Origin of the sequence: Citrobacter sp. Cpo030 (genome assembly GCF_030333005.1) — a bacterium.
GTDB classification, from domain to species: domain Bacteria; phylum Pseudomonadota; class Gammaproteobacteria; order Enterobacterales; family Enterobacteriaceae; genus Citrobacter; species Citrobacter portucalensis.
The window spans coordinates 112527-131161 of sequence record NZ_JAOWGT010000050.1; the positions used below are offsets into that span (position 1 = coordinate 112527).

Annotated in this window: 17 protein-coding genes and 2 pseudogenes; 8 read left to right on the forward strand and 11 right to left on the reverse strand. The window is 51.9% G+C overall.

The window, feature by feature from the left end:
- Nucleotides 1–30: 30 nt before the first annotated feature.
- From yeaW to OGY37_RS08410, 3 genes are all read right to left on the reverse strand, one after another.
- Complete coding sequence (gene yeaW, locus OGY37_RS08400; RefSeq protein ID WP_126317860.1) at nucleotides 31–1155, reverse strand: carnitine monooxygenase, oxygenase subunit YeaW; 1125 nt, start codon at nucleotides 1153–1155, stop codon at nucleotides 31–33.
- 44 nt (nucleotides 1156–1199) lie between these two features.
- Entirely contained in the window at nucleotides 1200–2801 is a 1602-nt protein-coding gene (locus tag OGY37_RS08405) for a BCCT family transporter (RefSeq protein ID WP_003833745.1), read from the reverse strand.
- 251 nt (nucleotides 2802–3052) lie between these two features.
- Entirely contained in the window at nucleotides 3053–4135 is a 1083-nt protein-coding gene (locus tag OGY37_RS08410; RefSeq protein WP_126317861.1) for a tartrate dehydrogenase, read from the reverse strand.
- 103 nt (nucleotides 4136–4238) lie between these two features.
- On the opposite strand from OGY37_RS08410, the gene OGY37_RS08415 reads away from it, so the two are divergent.
- Nucleotides 4239–5156 (forward strand): LysR family transcriptional regulator, encoded by a 918-nt coding sequence (locus OGY37_RS08415; RefSeq protein WP_003833741.1) that lies wholly within the window; start codon nucleotides 4239–4241, stop codon nucleotides 5154–5156.
- Between the two features lie 86 nt (nucleotides 5157–5242).
- Here the strand turns inward: OGY37_RS08415 and minE are convergent, their stop codons facing one another.
- The 3 genes from minE to minC are packed head-to-tail and all read right to left on the reverse strand — an operon-like array spanning nucleotide 5243 to nucleotide 7056.
- Nucleotides 5243–5509 carry a cell division topological specificity factor MinE gene (gene minE, locus OGY37_RS08420; protein WP_003833739.1) on the reverse strand — a complete coding sequence of 89 codons (267 nt, stop codon included), beginning with the start codon at nucleotides 5507–5509 and terminating at the stop codon, nucleotides 5243–5245.
- A 3-nt stretch (nucleotides 5510–5512) separates the two neighbouring features.
- On the reverse strand, nucleotides 5513–6325 hold the full coding sequence (minD, locus tag OGY37_RS08425) for a septum site-determining protein MinD (protein ID WP_003020956.1): 813 nt from the start codon (nucleotides 6323–6325) through the stop codon (nucleotides 5513–5515).
- A 23-nt stretch (nucleotides 6326–6348) separates the two neighbouring features.
- Nucleotides 6349–7056 carry a septum site-determining protein MinC gene (gene minC, locus OGY37_RS08430; RefSeq protein WP_003833736.1) on the reverse strand — a complete coding sequence of 236 codons (708 nt, stop codon included), beginning with the start codon at nucleotides 7054–7056 and terminating at the stop codon, nucleotides 6349–6351.
- Nucleotides 7057–7182: 126 nt separating this feature from the next.
- Here minC and OGY37_RS08435 point away from each other — a divergent pair, with 126 nt between their 5' ends.
- From OGY37_RS08435 to ycgN, 3 genes are all read left to right on the forward strand, one after another.
- Nucleotides 7183–7476: a YcgL domain-containing protein gene (locus OGY37_RS08435; RefSeq protein WP_198579571.1), complete on the forward strand. Its 294-nt coding sequence runs from the start codon at nucleotides 7183–7185 to the stop codon at nucleotides 7474–7476.
- Nucleotides 7477–7545: 69 nt separating this feature from the next.
- Nucleotides 7546–8205, forward strand: a complete 660-nt coding sequence (locus OGY37_RS08440; protein ID WP_198579572.1) for a fumarylacetoacetate hydrolase family protein — start codon at nucleotides 7546–7548, stop codon at nucleotides 8203–8205.
- 92 nt (nucleotides 8206–8297) lie between these two features.
- On the forward strand, nucleotides 8298–8744 hold the full coding sequence (gene ycgN, locus OGY37_RS08445; RefSeq protein WP_003020944.1) for a cysteine cluster protein YcgN: 447 nt from the start codon (nucleotides 8298–8300) through the stop codon (nucleotides 8742–8744).
- A 29-nt stretch (nucleotides 8745–8773) separates the two neighbouring features.
- Here the strand turns inward: ycgN and OGY37_RS08450 are convergent, their stop codons facing one another.
- The 3 genes from OGY37_RS08450 to nhaB form a co-directional block, all read right to left on the reverse strand.
- Entirely contained in the window at nucleotides 8774–9115 is a 342-nt protein-coding gene (locus OGY37_RS08450; RefSeq protein ID WP_003020940.1) for a TehB family protein, read from the reverse strand.
- Nucleotides 9116–9225: 110 nt separating this feature from the next.
- The gene (gene dsbB, locus OGY37_RS08455) at nucleotides 9226–9756 is read right to left on the reverse strand and encodes a disulfide bond formation protein DsbB (protein ID WP_003844060.1); all 531 of its coding nucleotides are present in this window, start codon (nucleotides 9754–9756) and stop codon (nucleotides 9226–9228) included.
- A gap of 141 nt (nucleotides 9757–9897) precedes the next feature.
- On the reverse strand, nucleotides 9898–11442 hold the full coding sequence (nhaB, locus tag OGY37_RS08460) for a Na(+)/H(+) antiporter NhaB (RefSeq protein ID WP_198579615.1): 1545 nt from the start codon (nucleotides 11440–11442) through the stop codon (nucleotides 9898–9900).
- A 236-nt stretch (nucleotides 11443–11678) separates the two neighbouring features.
- Here nhaB and fadR point away from each other — a divergent pair, with 236 nt between their 5' ends.
- Nucleotides 11679–12398 (forward strand): fatty acid metabolism transcriptional regulator FadR, encoded by a 720-nt coding sequence (gene fadR, locus OGY37_RS08465; protein WP_003833559.1) that lies wholly within the window; start codon nucleotides 11679–11681, stop codon nucleotides 12396–12398.
- A gap of 102 nt (nucleotides 12399–12500) precedes the next feature.
- Here fadR and OGY37_RS08470 read toward each other — a convergent pair whose 3' ends face one another.
- Nucleotides 12501–14033: a SpoVR family protein gene (locus tag OGY37_RS08470; RefSeq protein ID WP_003833557.1), complete on the reverse strand. Its 1533-nt coding sequence runs from the start codon at nucleotides 14031–14033 to the stop codon at nucleotides 12501–12503.
- Nucleotides 14034–14355: 322 nt separating this feature from the next.
- Here OGY37_RS08470 and OGY37_RS08475 point away from each other — a divergent pair, with 322 nt between their 5' ends.
- The 3 genes and pseudogenes from OGY37_RS08475 to OGY37_RS23485 all read left to right on the forward strand — a co-directional run.
- Nucleotides 14356–15654 (forward strand): D-amino acid dehydrogenase, encoded by a 1299-nt coding sequence (locus OGY37_RS08475; RefSeq protein WP_003833553.1) that lies wholly within the window; start codon nucleotides 14356–14358, stop codon nucleotides 15652–15654.
- 12 nt (nucleotides 15655–15666) lie between these two features.
- A complete protein-coding gene (gene dadX / locus OGY37_RS08480) occupies nucleotides 15667–16737 on the forward strand; it encodes a catabolic alanine racemase DadX (RefSeq protein WP_003833552.1) in 1071 nt (356 codons plus the stop codon).
- 62 nt (nucleotides 16738–16799) lie between these two features.
- Nucleotides 16800–16904, forward strand: a pseudogene (locus OGY37_RS23485) (hypothetical protein); the annotation flags it as partial.
- Here OGY37_RS23485 and OGY37_RS08485 read toward each other — a convergent pair.
- A pseudogene (locus tag OGY37_RS08485) lies at nucleotides 16863–18578 on the reverse strand (potassium/proton antiporter); the annotation flags it as partial. The pseudogenes OGY37_RS23485 and OGY37_RS08485 sit on opposite strands and share 42 nt — an antisense overlap.
- Nucleotides 18579–18635: the final 57 nt, after the last annotated feature.

The window sequence follows — 18635 nt, forward strand, 5'->3', positions numbered from 1 at the left end:
TGCGCCGGAACCTGTCGTTACAGCCTCTGGTTATTCCTGAAACACCTGCGCGACCAGATTATGGAAATGGGCAATGCCATGTTCGGAGATACCGCTGCCGCTGGTGTCGGCCATAATGCGGCCCTGACCGCGATACCCGCGCGATTTCAGCCCCTTTTGCACGCTTTCTACCAGACGTAAATCTTCAGGACGAAAGACGTTGCGATACCATTCGATCAGTTGTTTCTGCTCTTCGGTCAGCTCTTCGTTGGTGAAGTAAATGTCATAGTTTTGCAGCGTAGTTTCTGCATCCACTGGAAATTCATAGATAACGGTCATCATGCCTTTGATTGGCGTAACGTTGAACATGGTGCACGGCCACAGCCAGAAACCGTGGAAGGCGGCATCAACACCTTCATCGAACTTAAATGACTGCTCTGACGGTTTGGCGAAACCGTATTGTAGCGTCCAGTTGCCGTGCATAGTATGCCAGTAACGATCAACCTGAACCGAGTCGGAAAAACCAGGGTGAGCCGGGCCGCAGTGGTAGCACTCCAGATAGTTATCGACAATATTCTTCCAGTTGGCTGGAGTTCGGGTCGTAAAGCGCGCCGCCAGCTTCAGGTCATGCACATCAGGGCAGGCTTCGATAACTTTGTCTGCAAGACCTGGGAGTTGTTCTTCCACGCTGCCCGCGTTCGGATCCATGTTGATAAACACGAATCCGGCATACTCTTCCAGACGTACAGGTGTAAGGTGCGCTTTTTCGCTGTCGAAGTTGGCGACATTTTCGCAGTTACGCGCATGCGCCAGATTGCCGTCAAGTTTGAACGCCCATGCGTGGTAAGGGCAGGTAATTACATTTTTCGCTTTCCCTTCGCCGCTCAACAGCTGATGACCACGATGCGGGCAAACGTTGTAGAACGCGCGCAGCACGTTATCGCGACCCCGTACCAGCACGATGTTCTCGCCAATCACTTCCCGGGTAACATAATCATTGGGCTTTGCCAGCTCGCTACTGTGGGCGACGCAAATCCAGCTTTTAGCAAACACTTTCTCTTGTTCGTGCTCGAAGGCCTGATGGTCAGTATAGAACCGGGCAGGGATAGTCCAGGCGTCCTGCGGGTTGGCACAGAAATTTTGCGGCAGAATAAACTCAGGGCTCAGATTGCTCATTGGAATACCTTTAATTTGTGAGTAAGAGGATTTTTTACTGGCGCTTAATTGTCGCCTTTGAGTAATGTCCCGGCCGGTGGCGCAACGGGGGCGTTAACTGGCGTTTCGGGAAGATGACTTTCAATTTGATGCGCAGGAACGTGGGCATAGTCCTGCCGTACCCAACGAAGAAAACCGCCAACCTTCACCAACAGAATGGCGAGGAAGGGAAGTGCGGTCAGAACCACCGTGGTCTTCATGGTTTCCAGGGACGCGCCGGTGAATAAAATCGATAAGGGGATCAGAGTGATGACCACGCACCAGAACAGACGTAAGCTACGCTGCGGATCTTCCCCTTCCTGCAGGTTACGCGTGCTGGTGGCCGCCATGGTGTAGGCGACGGCATCCATATGCGAGGCGAGAAAAATAATCATGATCGCCAGATACGCCACCAGGAACAGTTTCCCGGCAGGCAACGACATCAACACTTGCTGTACGGCTGTTTCGCCGCCTAACGTGGCCATAACCTGCGGTACGTCGATCACACCGTTCACAAACTGGTGAATGGAGTAGCTTTCCATCACGCCAAAGAAGAACCAGCAGCCAACGGTACTACCTAAGATTAATGCCCAGATAACCTCTTTGATTTTGCGACCACGGGATACGCGAGTGACAAACATTGCCACGCCAGGGGTGTAGGAGATCCACCACAGCCAGTAGAACACCGTCCAGTTGCGGGTGAACTCACCGTTGCCAAGTGGATCGGTGAACAGGCTCATCTGCAAAAAGTTTTGTGTCGTCAGACCAATGGCGTTGATGATGTTATTGGTGATGAATTCGGTCGGGCCGACGATAAGCACCAGCAGCGGCAGTAAAAACGCCCCCCAACCGACCATTTTACTCAGGCGCTGCAAACCGTTATTGATGCCAATCCAGGAGCTAAGGCAGAAAATACCGCCAGAGAACAGGATCACAAACGCCTGAACGGTGAAGTTATCCGGTAAACCCGTGAGGGCAGACAAACCGCGGGTAAAAGTGGCGGCGGTGACAACCAGAGAGATGGTTAACGCACCAACTGTGGCGATTAGGAACATCAAATCAACCAGGCGGCCCCAGACGCCCTGCGGATGCACACCGGTGATAGCTGCGATAATTCCGGACAGGCTCAGCCCTTTGTTTTTCCGCACATGAAAGTGGTAGGCCATGGTTAATGAAGCAAGAGTGTAGGTTGCCCAGGCGCTGATCCCCCAATGGAAAAAGGAGTAGGGTAAGCTGTATTCCAGCGCTTTTTGCGAGTGCGGTGCAATATTCAGACCCGGGGTCTGGTAATAATAGGCCCACTCAGCAACGCCCCAGTAGAGCGTGGAGGAGCCTAGTCCGGCACAAATAAACATAAACAGCCAGGACAGCGTGCTGTATTCCGCTTTTCCTTCTCCCAGACGAATGTTGCCGTATTTGCTGGTGGCCAGCCAGACGACCAGACCCATCGCCATCAGAACGAGGATCTGCACGGCGGAACCCAGCATCCGGGTAACGCCGTTAAAAAGGGTATTTGCGACTTGTGCAGACTGCTGAGGGAAGAGACTAAGTGTGGCGGCGATGAAAAGAATAGCCACCAGACTGATGGCTATCAGCGGCATGTCTTTTTTCTTTACGTTGCTCAACATGGGATCTCCTGGGCACAGTTGCCCGCGTATGGCATTAGCCTGTCGTTGTTATCATGCTGTAGGGAATTAGTGATTTTGTATTTAACAATTTTATTATTTGTTCTTTACATGAATTAAACAATTGCCCGATACGTGAAGCAATAAAACACGGAACGGAAATAATAAAAGGTGAATTGGCGCAGGTTTTTGGCGACATAAAACGCATAAAAAAGCCGCGTCAGTGACGCGGCTCATATTTCGTGGTTTGACCTCTAACGCAGTGCCTGAGCGATGGCTTCACCTACCTGTTGGGTGGTGGCGTTGCCTTTCATATCTGGCGTTTTCGGGCCGCTGGCAATAACCTGTTCAATTGCTGCCAGAATACCGTCGTGGGCGGCTTTATAGTTGGCATCACCGTTGCCAAGGAAGTCGAGCATCATGGCGCCAGCCCAGATAGTCGCTATAGGGTTGGCGATGTTCTTGCCGTAGATATCGGGGGCCGAACCGTGTACTGGCTCGAACAGGGACGGGAAGGTGCGTTCCGGGTTTAAGTTGGCTGAAGGCGCAATGCCAATCGTTCCGGTACAGGCTGGACCCAGATCGGAAAGGATGTCACCAAACAGGTTGGAGGCAACCACCACGTCAAAACGCTCCGGCTGCATCACAAAGCGGGCGCAGAGTATATCAATATGCTGTTTATCCCAACGGATCTCGGGATAGTTAGCCGCCATTGCTTCCACGCGCTCGTCCCAGTACGGCATGCTGATGGCCAGTCCATTGGATTTAGTCGCCGAGGTCAGGGTTTTGCGCGGGCGGTTTTGCGCCAGCTCGAAAGCGTAACGCAATATACGATCCACGCCGCGACGGGTGAAGACCGACTCCTGGATAACCACTTCGTGTTCTGTACCTTCGCTTACGCGTCCGCCGAGTGAAGAGTATTCTCCCTCGGTGTTCTCGCGCACCACATAGAAATCAATGTCGCCAGGCTGCTTGCCTGCCAGCGGGCAAGGTACGCCTGGAAACAGGCGTACCGGGCGCAGGTTGACATACTGGTCGAATTCGCGGCGAAACTTAAGCAGTGAACCCCATAATGAGATGTGGTCCGGTACGGTTTCCGGCCAGCCAACGGCACCAAAATAGATAGCATCGAAGGATTGTAACTGCTCATGCCAGTCATCCGGCATCATCTTCCCGTGATGGGCGTAGTACTCGCAGCTGGCCCATTCCATTTGCTCAAAGCTGAGTGACAACCCCCAACGCTCGGCGGCTGCCTGCAACACCTGAATGCCTTCAGGCAGGACTTCTTTACCAATGCCATCTCCGGGGATAGCGGCAATACGACAGGTTTTCTTCATAGCAGCTCTCACTTGTACGCCATCAAAATTGACTTTCCCCGTATCCTATAATTGACTGATTAATAGTTAATCCCCCTAACTGGTGAAACATAAAACACAGATCATGAATAATCTGCCGCTGTTAAATGATTTACGCGTCTTTATGCTGGTTGCCCGTCGTGCGGGATTTGCCGCCGTTGCCGAAGAGCTGGGCGTATCTCCGGCTTTTATCAGTAAGCGCGTTGCCCTGTTGGAACAAACGCTGAACGTGGTGCTGTTGCACCGAACAACGCGGCGCGTAACCATCACGGAAGAGGGGGAGCGGATCTACGAATGGGCACAGCGGATCCTGCAGGATGTCGATCAGATGATGGACGAGCTGTCCGATGCCAGGCAGATCCCGCAGGGGATGCTACGAATTATCAGTAGCTTTGGTTTTGGCCGCCGGGTGGTCGCTCCGGCGCTGTCTGCGCTGGCAAAAGAGTACCCGCAGTTAGAACTGAGGTTCGATGTTGAAGACCGTCTGGTAGATATGGTCAATGAGGGCGTCGATCTTGATATTCGTATCGGGGATGATATCGCGCCGAACCTGATTGCCCGCAAGCTGGCGACTAACTACCGTATTCTGTGCGCCTCGCCGGAATTTGTGGCGCAGCATGGAGTGCCGAAACAACTGAACGATCTTTCTACATTTCCCTGCCTGGTTATTAAAGAACGCGACCATCCGTTTGGTATCTGGCAAATGCGTAATAAAGAGGGCGCACACTCAATAAAGGTTACGGGGCCGCTGTCGTCTAACCATGGCGAAGTGGTACATCAATGGTGTCTGGATGGGCAGGGAATTGCTTTGCGTTCGTGGTGGGACGTTTGCGACAACATTGCCAGCGGACATCTGGTGCATATATTGCCTGAGTATTATCAACCCGCCAATATATGGGCGGTTTATGTCTCCCGGCTGGCGACGTCGGCAAAAATCCGTATTACGGTTGAGTATTTGCGCCGCTATTTTGCCGAAAACTACCCAAAGTTTACTTTGGAATAAATGCTCGATAGGTTAGTCAGAGATAGAAAATAAAAAAGGCAGAATAATCTGCCTTTTTCGTAACCATGATTTAGCGACAAAAGAGCTTATTTAGACTCTTCCGCTTCAGGTAATGTCACGTTAAGTTCGAGGATCGAAATATCGCCGTCTTTTTGTTCAAGTTGTACCGTGACCATTTCGGGATCAATTTGTACATACTTGCAGATAACGTCGAGAATATCCTTGCGCAGCTGCGGTAAATAATGTGGCTCGGCGTCACTACGACGACGTTCCGCAACAATAATCTGCAGTCGCTCTTTAGCGATGTTCGCTGTGCTCTTTTTCCGCGAGAGAAAAAAATCCAGTAATGCCATAACTTATCCTCCGAACAGGCGTTTGAGGAAACCTTTCTTCTCTTCTTCAATGAAGCGGAAAGGACGTTCTTCTCCCAACAGACGGTCTACGGTATCAGCATAGGCTTTACCGGCATCAGCATTGATGTCGAGAATAACCGGCTCACCCTGGTTAGACGCGCGCAGGACTGACTGATCTTCAGGAATCACGCCAACCAGCTTGATTCGCAGAATTTCCAGTACGTCTTCCATGCTCAGCATGTCACCTTTATTTACGCGGCCAGGGTTGTAGCGCGTAAGCAGCAGATGCTCTTTAATTGGATCTTCACCGTTTTCCGCGCGACGAGATTTCGACGCCAGAATACCCAGAATACGGTCAGAGTCACGTACAGAGGAGACTTCCGGGTTGGTGGTAATAATCGCTTCATCGGCAAAATAGAGGGCCATCAGCGCACCGGTTTCAATACCCGCCGGAGAGTCGCAGACGATGAAGTCGAATTCCATCGTTTTCAGATCGTCCAGAACTTTCGCGACGCCTTCACGCGTCAACGCGTCTTTATCACGAGTTTGTGAGGCCGGAAGAATAAAGAGATTTTCGGTACGCTTATCTTTGATTAGCGCCTGATTTAACGACGCATCGCCCTGAATAACGTTGACGAAGTCGTAAACGACACGGCGTTCACAACCCATAATCAGATCAAGATTACGCAGGCCGATATCAAAATCAATAACGACAGTTTTCTTTCCCTTCTGGGCCAAACCTGTAGCGATGGCCGCGCTGGAGGTGGTTTTGCCAACGCCCCCTTTACCCGAAGTAACAACAATAATGCGTGCCATAGAAATTCCTTGTTAAAAAGGGATCAATTCAACGGTTGAACTGTCAAAGCGTTTTCTGCTAATTGCAGACGTGCCGCTTTGCCATAAAATTCTGCTGGGATTTTATCACTCAGCCAATAAACACCTGCGATAGACACTAGTTCTGCCGTCAGATGGGTACAAAAAATTTGCGCTTCCCTGTCACCGCTTGCGCCTGCCAACGCACGGCCTCTCATCATTCCATAAACATGAATATTGCCATCAGCGATAAGCTCTGCGCCTGCACTGACGTGGCTTGTAACAATCAGATCACATTGTGGTGCATAAATGCGCTGACCGGAACGAACCGGCACATTTATTAATCGTGTTTTTGTGATGGGAGTAACGTTTTGTGGCGGAGCGACGGGAGCCGGGGCCTCAACGGGCGCAGGACGAATAGCTTTTTCTTTACCTTCAGTCAGTAAAGGAAGACCCATTTCGTCGATTTCAGCCTTGAGTCTGGCGTCTTTGCATCCGCTAACGCCGATAATGCGCAATCCGGTAGACGCGACAACCTTCTGCAGCGCTGACCAGTTTACCGGGCTTTCAAGACCACTCACGTTAACCACTACGGGAGCATGTTTTAAAAAAGCAGGTGCCTGCGCGATTTTGTCTTCCAACGCCTGACGAATAACCTCGGGTTCTGCTTCATGTAAATGAACCACTGATAAGGTGAAGCTACTGCCTTTAAGCTCGATTGGCGTGTTTGACATCCTGGCCTTACTCAATTTGCTATTTATCATCCCCAGCGCGGGGTGATATTCCGAAGACTATAAGGCATGTTATAGTCAGTATTATATTGAGGCAAGCCACCATTCCGTGAATTCAGAGTAAAAGATATGTTTTGTGTGATCTACCGAAGCAGTAAACGTGACCAGACCTATTTATATGTCGAAAAAAAAGACGATTTCTCGCGAGTTCCTGAAGAACTGATGAAAGGATTTGGTCAGCCTACGCTGGCAATGATGTTGCCGCTTGATGGCCGTAAAAAGCTGGTTAATGCCGATCTGGAAAAAGTAAAACAGGCACTCACCGAGCAGGGCTATTATTTACAAATACCACCGCCGCCAGAAGATTTACTTAAACAGCATCTGGCCACGACGAAACAAAATACACCAGACGATAAACGTTAAACTGCATCCGGCAGCAGCACGCCCCATCGATGCAGTACCTGAAATTGATAACTACGTTAGGGGAAAGTAATGTATCAACATCATAACTGGCATGGTGCTCTGCTGGATTATCCGGTGAGTAAGGTGGTTTGCGTAGGGAGTAACTATGCCAACCATATTAAAGAGATGGGTGGAACGCCTCCGGAAGAGCCGGTGCTGTTTATTAAACCGGAAACCGCGCTGTGCGATTTGCGTCAGCCGCTGGTTATCCCATCTGATATGGGTTCGGTTCACCATGAAGTTGAGCTGGCTGTTTTGATTGGCGCGACCTTACGTCAGGCGACGGAAGAACATGTGCGAAAAGCCATCGCGGGCTATGGCGTCGCGTTGGATCTGACCCTGCGTGATATTCAGGGCAAAATGAAGAAGGCGGGGCAGCCATGGGAAAAAGCGAAGGGTTTTGATAACTCTTGCCCGCTGTCAGGGTTTATTCCGGTGGCGGAGTTTAACGGCGATCCACAGGATACGATGCTCGGATTAACGGTCAACGGTGAACAGCGTCAGCACGGCACCACGGCGGATATGATCCATCAAATCGTTCCTTTGATTGCCTACATGAGTCATTTCTTTACCCTCAAAGCGGGCGATGTTGTGTTGACGGGGACGCCAGCGGGCGTTGGGCCGTTAAACAGCGGTGATGAACTGGCTATCAGTTTTCATGGTCAAACGCTGACGACACGCGTGCTGTAATCTCTTCTTGCCGCCTTTTCGGGCGGCAAAACTTGCATCAGCGTGCCAGACTGGTTATAAGGTGCAGCTTTATTGCAATAGCGGATACCCTGATGAGCGACATACCTTTCTGGCAAAGTAAAACCCTGGATGAAATGACCGATGCCGAGTGGGAGTCATTATGTGACGGGTGTGGTCAATGCTGCCTGCATAAGCTGATGGATGAAGACACCGACGAAATCTATTTTACTAACGTCGCGTGTAAGCAGCTCAATATCAAAACCTGTCAGTGCCGTAATTACGAACGTCGATTCGAGTACGAGCCTGACTGTATCAAACTGACGCGCGATAATCTGCCTACCTTTGAATGGCTGCCGATGACCTGTGCGTATCGTCTGCTAGCTGAAGGTAAAGGGCTGCCGGAGTGGCATCCACTGCTGACGGGATCAAAAGCGGCGATGCACGGTGAACGTATTTCAGTACGTCATATTGCGGTGAAAGAATCGGAAGTGCGTGACTGGCAGGATCATATTCTGAACAAACCTTCATGGGCGGACTAAGCCGCCCATCGATTAGCAGGCGTTAAGGCTTAAGACTTTTTCGCCTGATACATCTCATCTCCATGGTTGTCATCTTCAACCCAGAAATTGATGTTGAATTGGGCGTCGTCGCTTAATTCAACGCGATGCCAATACTGCGGTGGACTGGTCGCAAACTGACCGGCATTAATCACCACTTTTACTTCAGGCTCTTTTGCGTCTTCATTGGCAAAGCCGTAATACGTTACCGTACCTTCCATCACACAAAGCTGGCCAAAAACGCCTGCTGCAGTGTTATGGTGAGAAAGCAGTGCTGCAGGGACGTTGTCTTTGGTAAAGAAGGGAGTAGAGCGTTTAACTTTCCAGTTTGCCGGGATGCGTAAATGGGACATAAGACATCTCCTTGGTGTGGCATCTATAAGATGTATTTAATATACATCTTATAGATGCCAGCAGGCAATGAATTTAAGGCAAAAAAAACGCTCCCGAAGGAGCGTCTCTATTAGCGACCGAAGAGGTCACGTTTTTTCGGCTTGAACGGCTGTGCTATCACCACCAGCACGGCGACCACCAGGTAGGCGGCGAAGATCCCCAACAGCCACTGCGGCATTTCCAGGGTTAAAAAAGACCACTGGCGCTCAGCACAGTCACCGGACGCTAAAAACACCTGCGGCAGCCATTTGTCCAGTGGCAGCCAGCTTGGGAAGCGTGCGGCAAAATCACAGGTCATAAACGGTGATGGGTGCAGCTGAATCATGGTGTGCTCATACGCTAACTGAAGTCCGCGCCAGGCACTGTAAATCCAGATTATCATCGCCACATAGCGCAGCGGTGTTTTTGGTGCGATAGCACCAACCAGCCCTGCACCCATCACGCCGAATAATGCGCTACGTTCGTAAATACACAACACGCAAGGTTTTAGCAGCATGACGTGCTGGAACCACAGCGCGACGAGCTCCAGCGCAAAGGCGGTTAACGCCAACAATAACCATGCTCCACGACCTCGGGAGCACTGGTTTAAAAATCGCAACATAATCATTTCCCTGCAACATGCGTAGAGACCGCAGTTTAAACCAATTCACTTTATGCGCCACTAGCGGGAATTGAAAATTTGCGTAATCGGATATTTATCATGCAAAAAGTCAAACCGGGCAGTGATTTGCCCGGTTAATTGTTATGAAAGTGTAGCTAACCAGCCCGTTTGAGTCATCCACTCGGTCACCGGTACCAGCGTGAACTCGACGCAAAGCAGACCGACAAGCGTCAGGACTAGAGTATAAGGCAGAGCCATCCACACCATGCGACCATAAGAGAGGCGAATTAATGGCGCCAGTGCAGAGGTCAGCAGGAACAGGAATGCGGCCTGGCCGTTTGGTGTGGCCACGGAAGGCAGGTTGGTCCCGGTATTGATTGCCACCGCCAACAGCTCATACTGGTTGAGACTGATAGTCCCTTGTTCCAGTGCGGCTTTGGCTTCGTTAATGTAAATAGTGCCGACAAAAACGTTATCAGAGATCGAAGACAGCAGGCCGTTGAAGAGATAAAACAGCGTCAGTTGAGCATGCTCAGAAGACTGCAAAACAAACTGAATTATCGGCGAAAAGAGCTGTTGATCGATAATCACCGCGACAATTGAGAAGAACACGGTGAGCAGCGCGGTGAAGGGTAGCGACTCGGTAAAGGCTTTACCTATCGCATGTTCGTCGGTGACGCCGGTCAACGAGGTTGCCAGAATGATGACCGACAAACCGATCAATCCGACTTCTGCCAGGTGCAGGGCCAAAGCAACGACCAGCCAGACGCCAATAATCGCCTGGACAATCAGTTTGATTTTGTCCTGACGGGTACGTTGTTGGCGGCTCTGATCGTCAAACTGTTGCAGGACATCACGGACGGTCTCCGGCAGCGTTTCGCCATAGCCAAACCAGCGTAATTTCTCGACCAGCACACAGGTTAACAGGCCGCAAATCAGTACCGGGACGGTGACAGGCGACATGCGCAGGAAGAAGTCGCCAAAATGCCAGCCAGCCGCTTTGGCGATAATCAGGTTTTGTGGCTCGCCCACCATGGTCATTACGCCGCCTAACGCCGTACCGACTCCCGCGTGCATCATCAGGCTACGCAGAAAACCCCGGAACTGCTCAAGAACGACCTTATTGTGCTGATCGATATGGCTGTCATCGAGCATGTTGTTGTCTTCCGCGCGGGAAGAGGCAACGCGATGATAGATGCCATAAAAACCGACCGCAACGCTGATTACCACGGCCACGACGGTCAGCGCATCAAGGAACGCCGAGAGGAAAGCGGCCGCAACACAAAATGCCAGCGACAGCAGCGTCTTGGAGCGAATAGTGAGCAGCAAACGCGTGAAAATAAACAGTAGCAACTGCTTCATAAAATAGATGCCTGCCACCATAAACATCAGCAGCAATAACACCTCAAGGTTTGCGGCAACCTCTTCACGAACATGCGTGGCACTGGTCATGCCAATAATGACAGCTTCGATAGCCAACAGCCCGCCCGGCAGCAATGGGTAGCATTTTAACGCCATCGCCAGCGTGAAAATGAACTCGGCCACCAGCAACCAGCCGGCGATAAAAGGATTGATGAAAAAAATAATCGGGTTAATGACTAAGAAGACAAGCAGTGCAAGTTTGTACCAGTCTGGTGATTGACCTAAAAAATTGCGCCACATCGCGCGGCCCCATGATAGCTCCATGGTGATTTCCCTACCTTTAAAAATGAAATCATGTTTTTATGTTTGACCGCAAAGCTTAGCGGGAGGAGGGAGTACAGGCAAGCTATTCACGAGACTGGCAAGGTTGGCTGTACTGTAGCGTTATTTGGAAAATGAAGCCTTGATCCACTTTTTCTTCATTGCGTCAGCTATCAGCTAAGATACCCATCTGGTATGATGTGTGTAACTATGTTTTGCTGTGTAATGGAATTTTTACTATGGTCATTAAGGCGCAAAGCCCGGCTGGGTTCGCGGAAGAGTACATCATTGAAAGTATCTGGAATAACCGCTTCCCACCTGGCACTATTTTGCCCGCTGAACGTGAACTCTCCGAACTTATTGGGGTGACACGTACCACGCTACGCGAAGTATTGCAGCGTCTGGCGCGAGATGGCTGGTTGACCATTCAACACGGCAAACCGACGAAGGTGAATAACTTCTGGGAAACCTCCGGGCTGAATATTCTTGAAACGCTGGCGCGTCTCGATCACGAGAGTGTCCCGCAGTTGATTGATAATCTGCTGTCTGTGCGTACCAATATTTCGACGATCTTTGTTCGTACTGCGTTTCGCCAGCATCCTGATAAAGCGCAGGAGGTTCTGGCGACGGCAAATCAGGTGGCTGACCACGCTGACGCATTTGCCGATCTGGATTATAACATTTTTCGCGGTCTGGCATTTGCCTCCGGCAATCCGATTTACGGTTTGATCCTTAATGGTATGAAAGGATTATATACCCGCATTGGTCGTCATTATTTTGCCAATCCGGAAGCGCGCGCGCTGGCGCTGAGCTTCTACCGTAAACTGTCAGAACTCTGCGAGCAGGGCGCTCATGAGCAGGTGTATGAAACGGTGCGCCGCTATGGTCACGACAGCGGCGAAATTTGGCATCGCATGCAAAAGAGCCTGCCGGGCGACTTAGCTATTCAGGGCCGTTAATCGCTCCATGCCGGATGGCGACGCCAAAGCGTCTTATCCGGCCTACAATACGTGCACTTCGTAGGCCGGATATGGTGTTTACACCGCCTCCGGTAATAAGATTTACAGACCGTTCATCCTTGGCGGGCAACGCTCCAACAGCTCCACGCTGCCATCTTCATTCTGTTGCTCCAGCATCACGTCAAAACCCCAAAGCCGGTGTACGTGCTTGAGCACTTCTTTGCGTCCTTTATCCAGCGGCGCGCGGTTATGCGGAATATAGCGTAAGGTGAGCGAACGGTCGCCACGCAGATCGACGTTCCAGATTTGAATATTCGGCTCCAGGTTGCTGAGGTTGTATTGCGACGACAACCTGTTGCGGATCTCACGATATCCTTCCTCATTATGAATCGCAGATATCTCCAGGTAGTTGTGACGATCGTCATCCAGCACGGTGAACAGACGGAAATCACGCATCACCTTTGGTGACAGGAACTGGCTGATAAAGCTCTCATCTTTGAAATCGCGCATCGCGAAATGCAGGGTTTCCAGCCAGTCAGAACCCGCTATGTCCGGGAACCAGTATTTGTCCTCCTCGGTCGGCGACTGACAAATACGTTTGATATCCTGGAACATGGCAAACCCCAGGGCATAAGGGTTTATCCCGCTATACCACGGGCTGTTGTAGGGCGGCTGAAATACCACATTGGTATGGCTATGCAGAAACTCCAGCATAAACCGTTCGGTGACTTTACCCTCATCATAAAGGTGGTTCAGGATGGTGTAATGCCAGAAAGTGGCCCAGCCTTCGTTCATCACCTGCGTCTGTTTCTGCGGATAAAAATACTGGCTGACCTTGCGTACAATGCGCAACACCTCGCGTTGCCAGGACTCCAGCAGCGGGGCGTTCTTCTCCATGAAGTACAGCAGGTTTTCCTGTGGCTCAGAGGGATAACGGCGGGCTTCCGCCACGGTTTTCTCTTCCTCTTTCTTCGGCAGCGTGCGCCACAACATATTCACCTGGCTTTGCAGATACTCTTCACGGCTTTTCTGACGGGCTTTCTCTTCCTGTAGGGAGATTTTTTGCGGGCGTTTGTAACGGTCAACGCCATAGTTCATCAGCGCATGGCAGGAGTCGAGCAGCTTTTCGACTTCATCCACGCCGTAACGCTCTTCACACTGGGTTATATAGTTTCGCGCGAAGATCAGGTAATCGACAATGGAACTGGCATCCGTCCAGCTTCGGAACAGGTAGTTGTTTTTGAAGAAGGAGTTGTGTCCGTAGCAGGCATGCGCCATCACCAGCGCCTGCATGGTGATGGTGTTCTCCTCCATCAGATACGCGATACACGGATTGGAGTTGATAACGATCTCATAGGCCAGCCCCTGCTGACCATGTTTATACAAGCGCTCGGTTTCAATAAACTTTTTACCAAACGACCAGTGAGGATAGTTGATCGGCATCCCGACGCTGGAGTAAGCGTCCATCATCTGTTCGGAGGTGATCACCTCGATTTGGTGCGGGTAGGTGTCTAGCCTGTAGAGTTTCGCCACGCGGTCTATCTCTGCCAGATAGACATCCAGCAGATCAAACGTCCAATCGGGTCCATCGCTTAACCGTGTGCTGTCCTTGTTCATGGAATCAATCGTAGCCATTCGCGCACCCTCATTGTTGGCGGCACTCTCTGTCTGGAGTACCTCATGTCAAGCATAGATCATGGTGTTAAAAAACGTGCTGCGGCAGAAATTTTTTCTTTGCGATTTCACGTTAGCGAGGCGTCGAAAAATGGCATGGCCGCAAAATTTTATGCTGGATAAAAATAACGCACAGCAGGAGATGCCAAAGCGGAGAGTCCCCAGCCATCACCGCTATATGTGAGGTAAGTCACCATAAAAAAGCCATATGTTGAATAATATTTTCAACTGAGTTATCAAGATGTAATTAGATGATTGTTCTTTTACTGTTAACGGAGTGGCTATGCGAGTTGTCATACTGGGAAGTGGTGTCGTTGGCGTGACCAGCGCCTGGTACTTAAGTCAGGCTGGACACGATGTCACCGTCATTGATCGTGAGCCCGGTCCGGCACTGGAAACCAGTGCGGCGAACGCGGGGCAAATCTCTCCAGGTTATGCAGCACCATGGGCGGCACCAGGCGTACCGCTAAAAGCAATTAAGTGGATGTTTCAGCGCCACGCTCCGCTGGCCGTCCGTCTTGACGGAACCCAGTTCCAGTTGAAATGGATGTGGCAGATGCTGCGCAACTGCGACACCAGCCACTATATGGAAAATAAAGGACGCATGGTGCGGCTGGCGGAATACAGCCGTGATTGCCTGAAAGCGCTGCGCGCCTCTACCGGTATCGAGTACGAAGGACGTCAGGGCGGAACCCTGCAACTTTTCCGTACTGCCCAACAGTATGAGAACGCCACTCGCGACATCGCCGTGCTCGAAGACGCTGGCGTGCCATATCAACTGCTGGAAGCAAACCGTCTGGCGGAAGTCGAACCCGCACTGGCAGAAGTGGCGCACAAACTGACCGGTGGTCTGCGCTTACCGAATGATGAAACCGGCGACTGCCAGCTGTTTACCCAGCGTCTGGCGCAGATGGCGGAGCAGGCAGGCGTTAAGTTCCGCTTTAATACCCCGGTCGATAAGCTGCTGAGCGATGGTGAGCAGATTTATGGCGTCCAGTGCGGCGAAGAGATAGTTAAAGCCGATGCCTATGTGATGGCGTTTGGTTCGTACTCCACGGCAATGCTGAAAGGGATCGTTGATATCCCGGTCTATCCGCTCAAAGGCTATTCGTTGACCATTCCGGTGGCGCAAGACGACGGTGCGCCGGTTTCTACTATCCTTGATGAAACCTACAAAATCGCTATTACCCGCTTTGACAATCGTATTCGCGTAGGCGGTATGGCGGAGATTGTCGGCTTTAATACAGAACTGCTACAACCTCGTCGTGAAACGCTGGAAATGGTCGTACGCGATCTCTTCCCGCGCGGCGGTCATGTGGAGCAGGCAACCTTCTGGACCGGACTGCGTCCGATGACGCCGGACGGAACGCCGGTGGTGGGGCGCACCCGCTTTAAGAATCTGCTGCTCAATACCGGCCACGGCACGCTGGGTTGGACCATGGCCTGCGGCTCCGGTCAGCTGCTGAGCGATATCCTTTCTGGCCGCACGCCAGCCATACCTTATGACGATCTGAGCGTGGCGCGTTACAGTCCGGGGTTTACCCCCTCTCGTCCACGGCATTTACATGGCGCACATAACTGATAAGGACGTGAGATGACCCGCCCGATACTGGCCAGCATTGACCTGCAGGCGTTGAAACAAAATCTGACCATTACTCGTCAGGCCGCGCCGGACGCCCGCGTCTGGTCGGTGGTAAAAGCCAATGCGTATGGACACGGTATTGAACGCGTCTGGAATGCGTTGGGCACAACCGATGGTTTTGCCATGCTCAATCTTGAAGAGGCGATAACCCTACGCGAGCGTGGATGGAAAGGCCCGATACTCATGCTGGAGGGGTTTTTCCACGCTGAAGACCTGACTGTATATGACAATTATCGACTAACCACCTGTGTACACAGTAACTGGCAGCTAAAAGCATTGCAGAATGCGCGCCTGAAGGCACCGCTCGATGTTTACCTGAAGGTGAACAGTGGTATGAACCGGCTTGGGTTTTTACCGGAAAGAGTTCCCACGGTCTGGCAACAGCTGCGGGCGATGCCCAACGTCGGTGAAATGACGCTGATGTCGCATTTTGCCGATGCAGAGCACCCGGAAGGTATTCAGGAAGCTATGGCGCGTATTGCGCAGGCAACTGAAGGGCTGGAGTGCAGACGATCGCTGTCGAATTCGGCCGCCACGCTGTGGCACCCTGAAGCGCATTATGACTGGGTTCGTCCGGGCATTATTTTGTATGGCGCGTCGCCTTCGGGACAATGGCGGGACATCGCCAACACCGGCCTGAAGCCAGTGATGACTCTGAGCAGCGAGATAATCGGCATACAAACGCTGAAAGCTGGCGATCGGGTGGGTTACGGTGGCCGTTACACTGCCAGCGGCGAACAGCGTATTGGCATTGTAGCGACCGGTTATGCAGATGGTTATCCGCGCCATGCGCCAAGCGGAACCCCGGTGCTGGTGGACGGTGTACGTACCGGGACGGTGGGGACAGTCTCAATGGATATGCTGGCGGTAGATCTGACGCCGTGCCCGCAGGCAGGGATCGGGACGCCGGTAGAGCTGTGGGGCAAAGAGATTAAAATTGACGATGTGGCCACCGCCGCAGGTACGGTAGGCTACGAGTTAATGTGTTCACTGGCGCTGCGCGTGCCAGTTGTGACGGTGTAACTTTATATAAAATTGCCTGATGCTGCTGCGTTTATCAGGCCTACAGAGGCAGTGCATTTTTTTTGCCGGGTAAGGCGCAGCCGCCACCCGGCAAAAAAATATCCGCTTTACTCATCCTCATCTTCAGCAACGCGAACACCGACCTTCAGTACTGCATTATCTTCCTTCTCGGCCACCGTCCAGATCATACCAGCGAATTCCACCTGGTCACCGACGACGGGCGCGGCACCAAGCAGATGCTGGACAATTTCACCCAGCGTTTGCTGCTTATCACGATACTCTGTGCCATCGTCCAGGCCATAAATTAGCGCCACATCGGCGTATTTCGCGCTGGCTTCAAGAATAAAATCGCCGAAGAAGCGCTGGTCTAAAGACACCGGTGGTGACTGGCTGAACAGCTTGCCGAGTGCCGGGAGATCGCGCTCGCGGCCAATAACACACAATACATCGCCTTCGCGAAGACGCGTACTGCCGGAGGGGTGAAACAGCACGTTGTCACGAAACAGGGCGGCTATTCGCGTTTCTTCCGGCATATGCAGGTCGCGCAGTGCGGCGCCCACACACCACTTATCCGCGCTGAGCTGATAAACAAACTGCTCCCACGGGTTATCCGGATGAATATCCAGACCAATGCGCGACACGGGCCAGCCGACGGGAGGGACCACCACTTTGGCTTTTTTAGCAGCCCATGAAAGCGACGTTCCCTGAAACAGCAACGAGATAAGTACCACGAAGAAGGCGACGTTAAAGAACAGGCGCGCGTTCTCCAGACCCGCCATCATTGGGAAGACGGCGAGGATGATGGGTACCGCACCGCGCAGACCCACCCAACTGATGAAAATGCGCTCGCGCAGATTAAAGCCACGAAACGGCAGCAGTCCCGCGAAGACCGAAAGCGGGCGGGCAATGAATATCATCCACGCAGACAAAATCAGTGCCGGGATTGCGATAGGCAGCAGGTCGGATGGCGTAACCAGCAGTCCGAGCACCAGGAACATGGCGATTTGCGCCAGCCAGGCCAGACCGTCGAAGTTTTGCAGAATGCCAAACCGGTTGCGAATAGGGCGATTACCCAGCAGGAAACCACACAGATAAACCGCCAGAATACCGCTGCCTTCCAGCGCAGTGGTCAGGGCAAAAATCAGGATCCCACCGCTTAACGCCAATAGCGGATACAGTCCGGCAGGCAGCGAAATGCGGTTAATCATCTGCTGGAGCATATATCCACCGCCAAGACCGATAATGATGCCTAAGCCAAACTGCTGGATAATGTGCACCGCGAACATCCAGCTTAAACCGGTCTCGTGGTTTTGGATCATGGCGATGAGCGTGATGGTCAAAAACACGGCCATCGGGTCATTACTGCCGGATTCAATTTCCAGCGTAGAGCCAACGCGTTCGTTAAGCCCCTTACCGCCAAGCAGGGAAAAGACCGCCGCGGCGTCGGTTGAACCAACAATCGCGCCAATCAGGAGTCCTTCGATAAGATCCAGATGAAACAGCCACGCGGCCATCATGCCGGTGAGTCCGGAAGTAATCAGCACACCGACCGTCGCCAACGATAGCGCCGGGCCTAACGCAACGCGAAAAGAGCTGGCCTGAGTTCGCATCCCGCCGTCGAGCAGGATAACCGCCAGTGCCAGGTTACTCACCATGTAGGCGAATGGATAGTTATCGAAAGGTATGCCGCCTATACCATCCACGCCCGCTAACATACCGATAGCGAGAAATATCACCAGAATTGGGATACCGAGACGTGATGAGAATGAACTGAGTAAGATACTGCAGGTGACGAGAACGGAACCCAAAATAAAAAGGCTAATAATTGCTGCGGCATCCAACGTTCGGTTACTCCTGAATTACGCTGTTTCGTATTAATAAACCCTACCATAATAACG

Excerpts from the sequence above, each read along its gene's own strand:
- minE (WP_003833739.1), bottom strand. The coding sequence starts at position 5,509 with ATGGCATTACTGGATTTTTTTCTCTCGCGGAAAAAGAGCACAGCGAAC.
- dsbB (WP_003844060.1), bottom strand. The coding sequence starts at position 9,756 with ATGTTGCGATTTTTAAACCAGTGCTCCCGAGGTCGTGGAGCATGGTTA.
- OGY37_RS08405 (WP_003833745.1), bottom strand. The coding sequence starts at position 2,801 with ATGTTGAGCAACGTAAAGAAAAAAGACATGCCGCTGATAGCCATCAGT.
- OGY37_RS08415 (WP_003833741.1), top strand. The coding sequence starts at position 4,239 with ATGAATAATCTGCCGCTGTTAAATGATTTACGCGTCTTTATGCTGGTT.
- dadX (WP_003833552.1), top strand. The coding sequence starts at position 15,667 with ATGACCCGCCCGATACTGGCCAGCATTGACCTGCAGGCGTTGAAACAA.
- minC (WP_003833736.1), bottom strand. The coding sequence starts at position 7,056 with ATGTCAAACACGCCAATCGAGCTTAAAGGCAGTAGCTTCACCTTATCA.
- yeaW (WP_126317860.1), bottom strand. The coding sequence starts at position 1,155 with ATGAGCAATCTGAGCCCTGAGTTTATTCTGCCGCAAAATTTCTGTGCC.
- OGY37_RS08410 (WP_126317861.1), bottom strand. The coding sequence starts at position 4,135 with ATGAAGAAAACCTGTCGTATTGCCGCTATCCCCGGAGATGGCATTGGT.
- minD (WP_003020956.1), bottom strand. The coding sequence starts at position 6,325 with ATGGCACGCATTATTGTTGTTACTTCGGGTAAAGGGGGCGTTGGCAAA.
- OGY37_RS08470 (WP_003833557.1), bottom strand. The coding sequence starts at position 14,033 with ATGGCTACGATTGATTCCATGAACAAGGACAGCACACGGTTAAGCGAT.
- nhaB (WP_198579615.1), bottom strand. The coding sequence starts at position 11,442 with ATGGAGCTATCATGGGGCCGCGCGATGTGGCGCAATTTTTTAGGTCAA.
- OGY37_RS08450 (WP_003020940.1), bottom strand. The coding sequence starts at position 9,115 with ATGTCCCATTTACGCATCCCGGCAAACTGGAAAGTTAAACGCTCTACT.
- OGY37_RS08475 (WP_003833553.1), top strand. The coding sequence starts at position 14,356 with ATGCGAGTTGTCATACTGGGAAGTGGTGTCGTTGGCGTGACCAGCGCC.
- ycgN (WP_003020944.1), top strand. The coding sequence starts at position 8,298 with ATGAGCGACATACCTTTCTGGCAAAGTAAAACCCTGGATGAAATGACC.
- OGY37_RS08440 (WP_198579572.1), top strand. The coding sequence starts at position 7,546 with ATGTATCAACATCATAACTGGCATGGTGCTCTGCTGGATTATCCGGTG.
- fadR (WP_003833559.1), top strand. The coding sequence starts at position 11,679 with ATGGTCATTAAGGCGCAAAGCCCGGCTGGGTTCGCGGAAGAGTACATC.
- OGY37_RS08435 (WP_198579571.1), top strand. The coding sequence starts at position 7,183 with ATGTTTTGTGTGATCTACCGAAGCAGTAAACGTGACCAGACCTATTTA.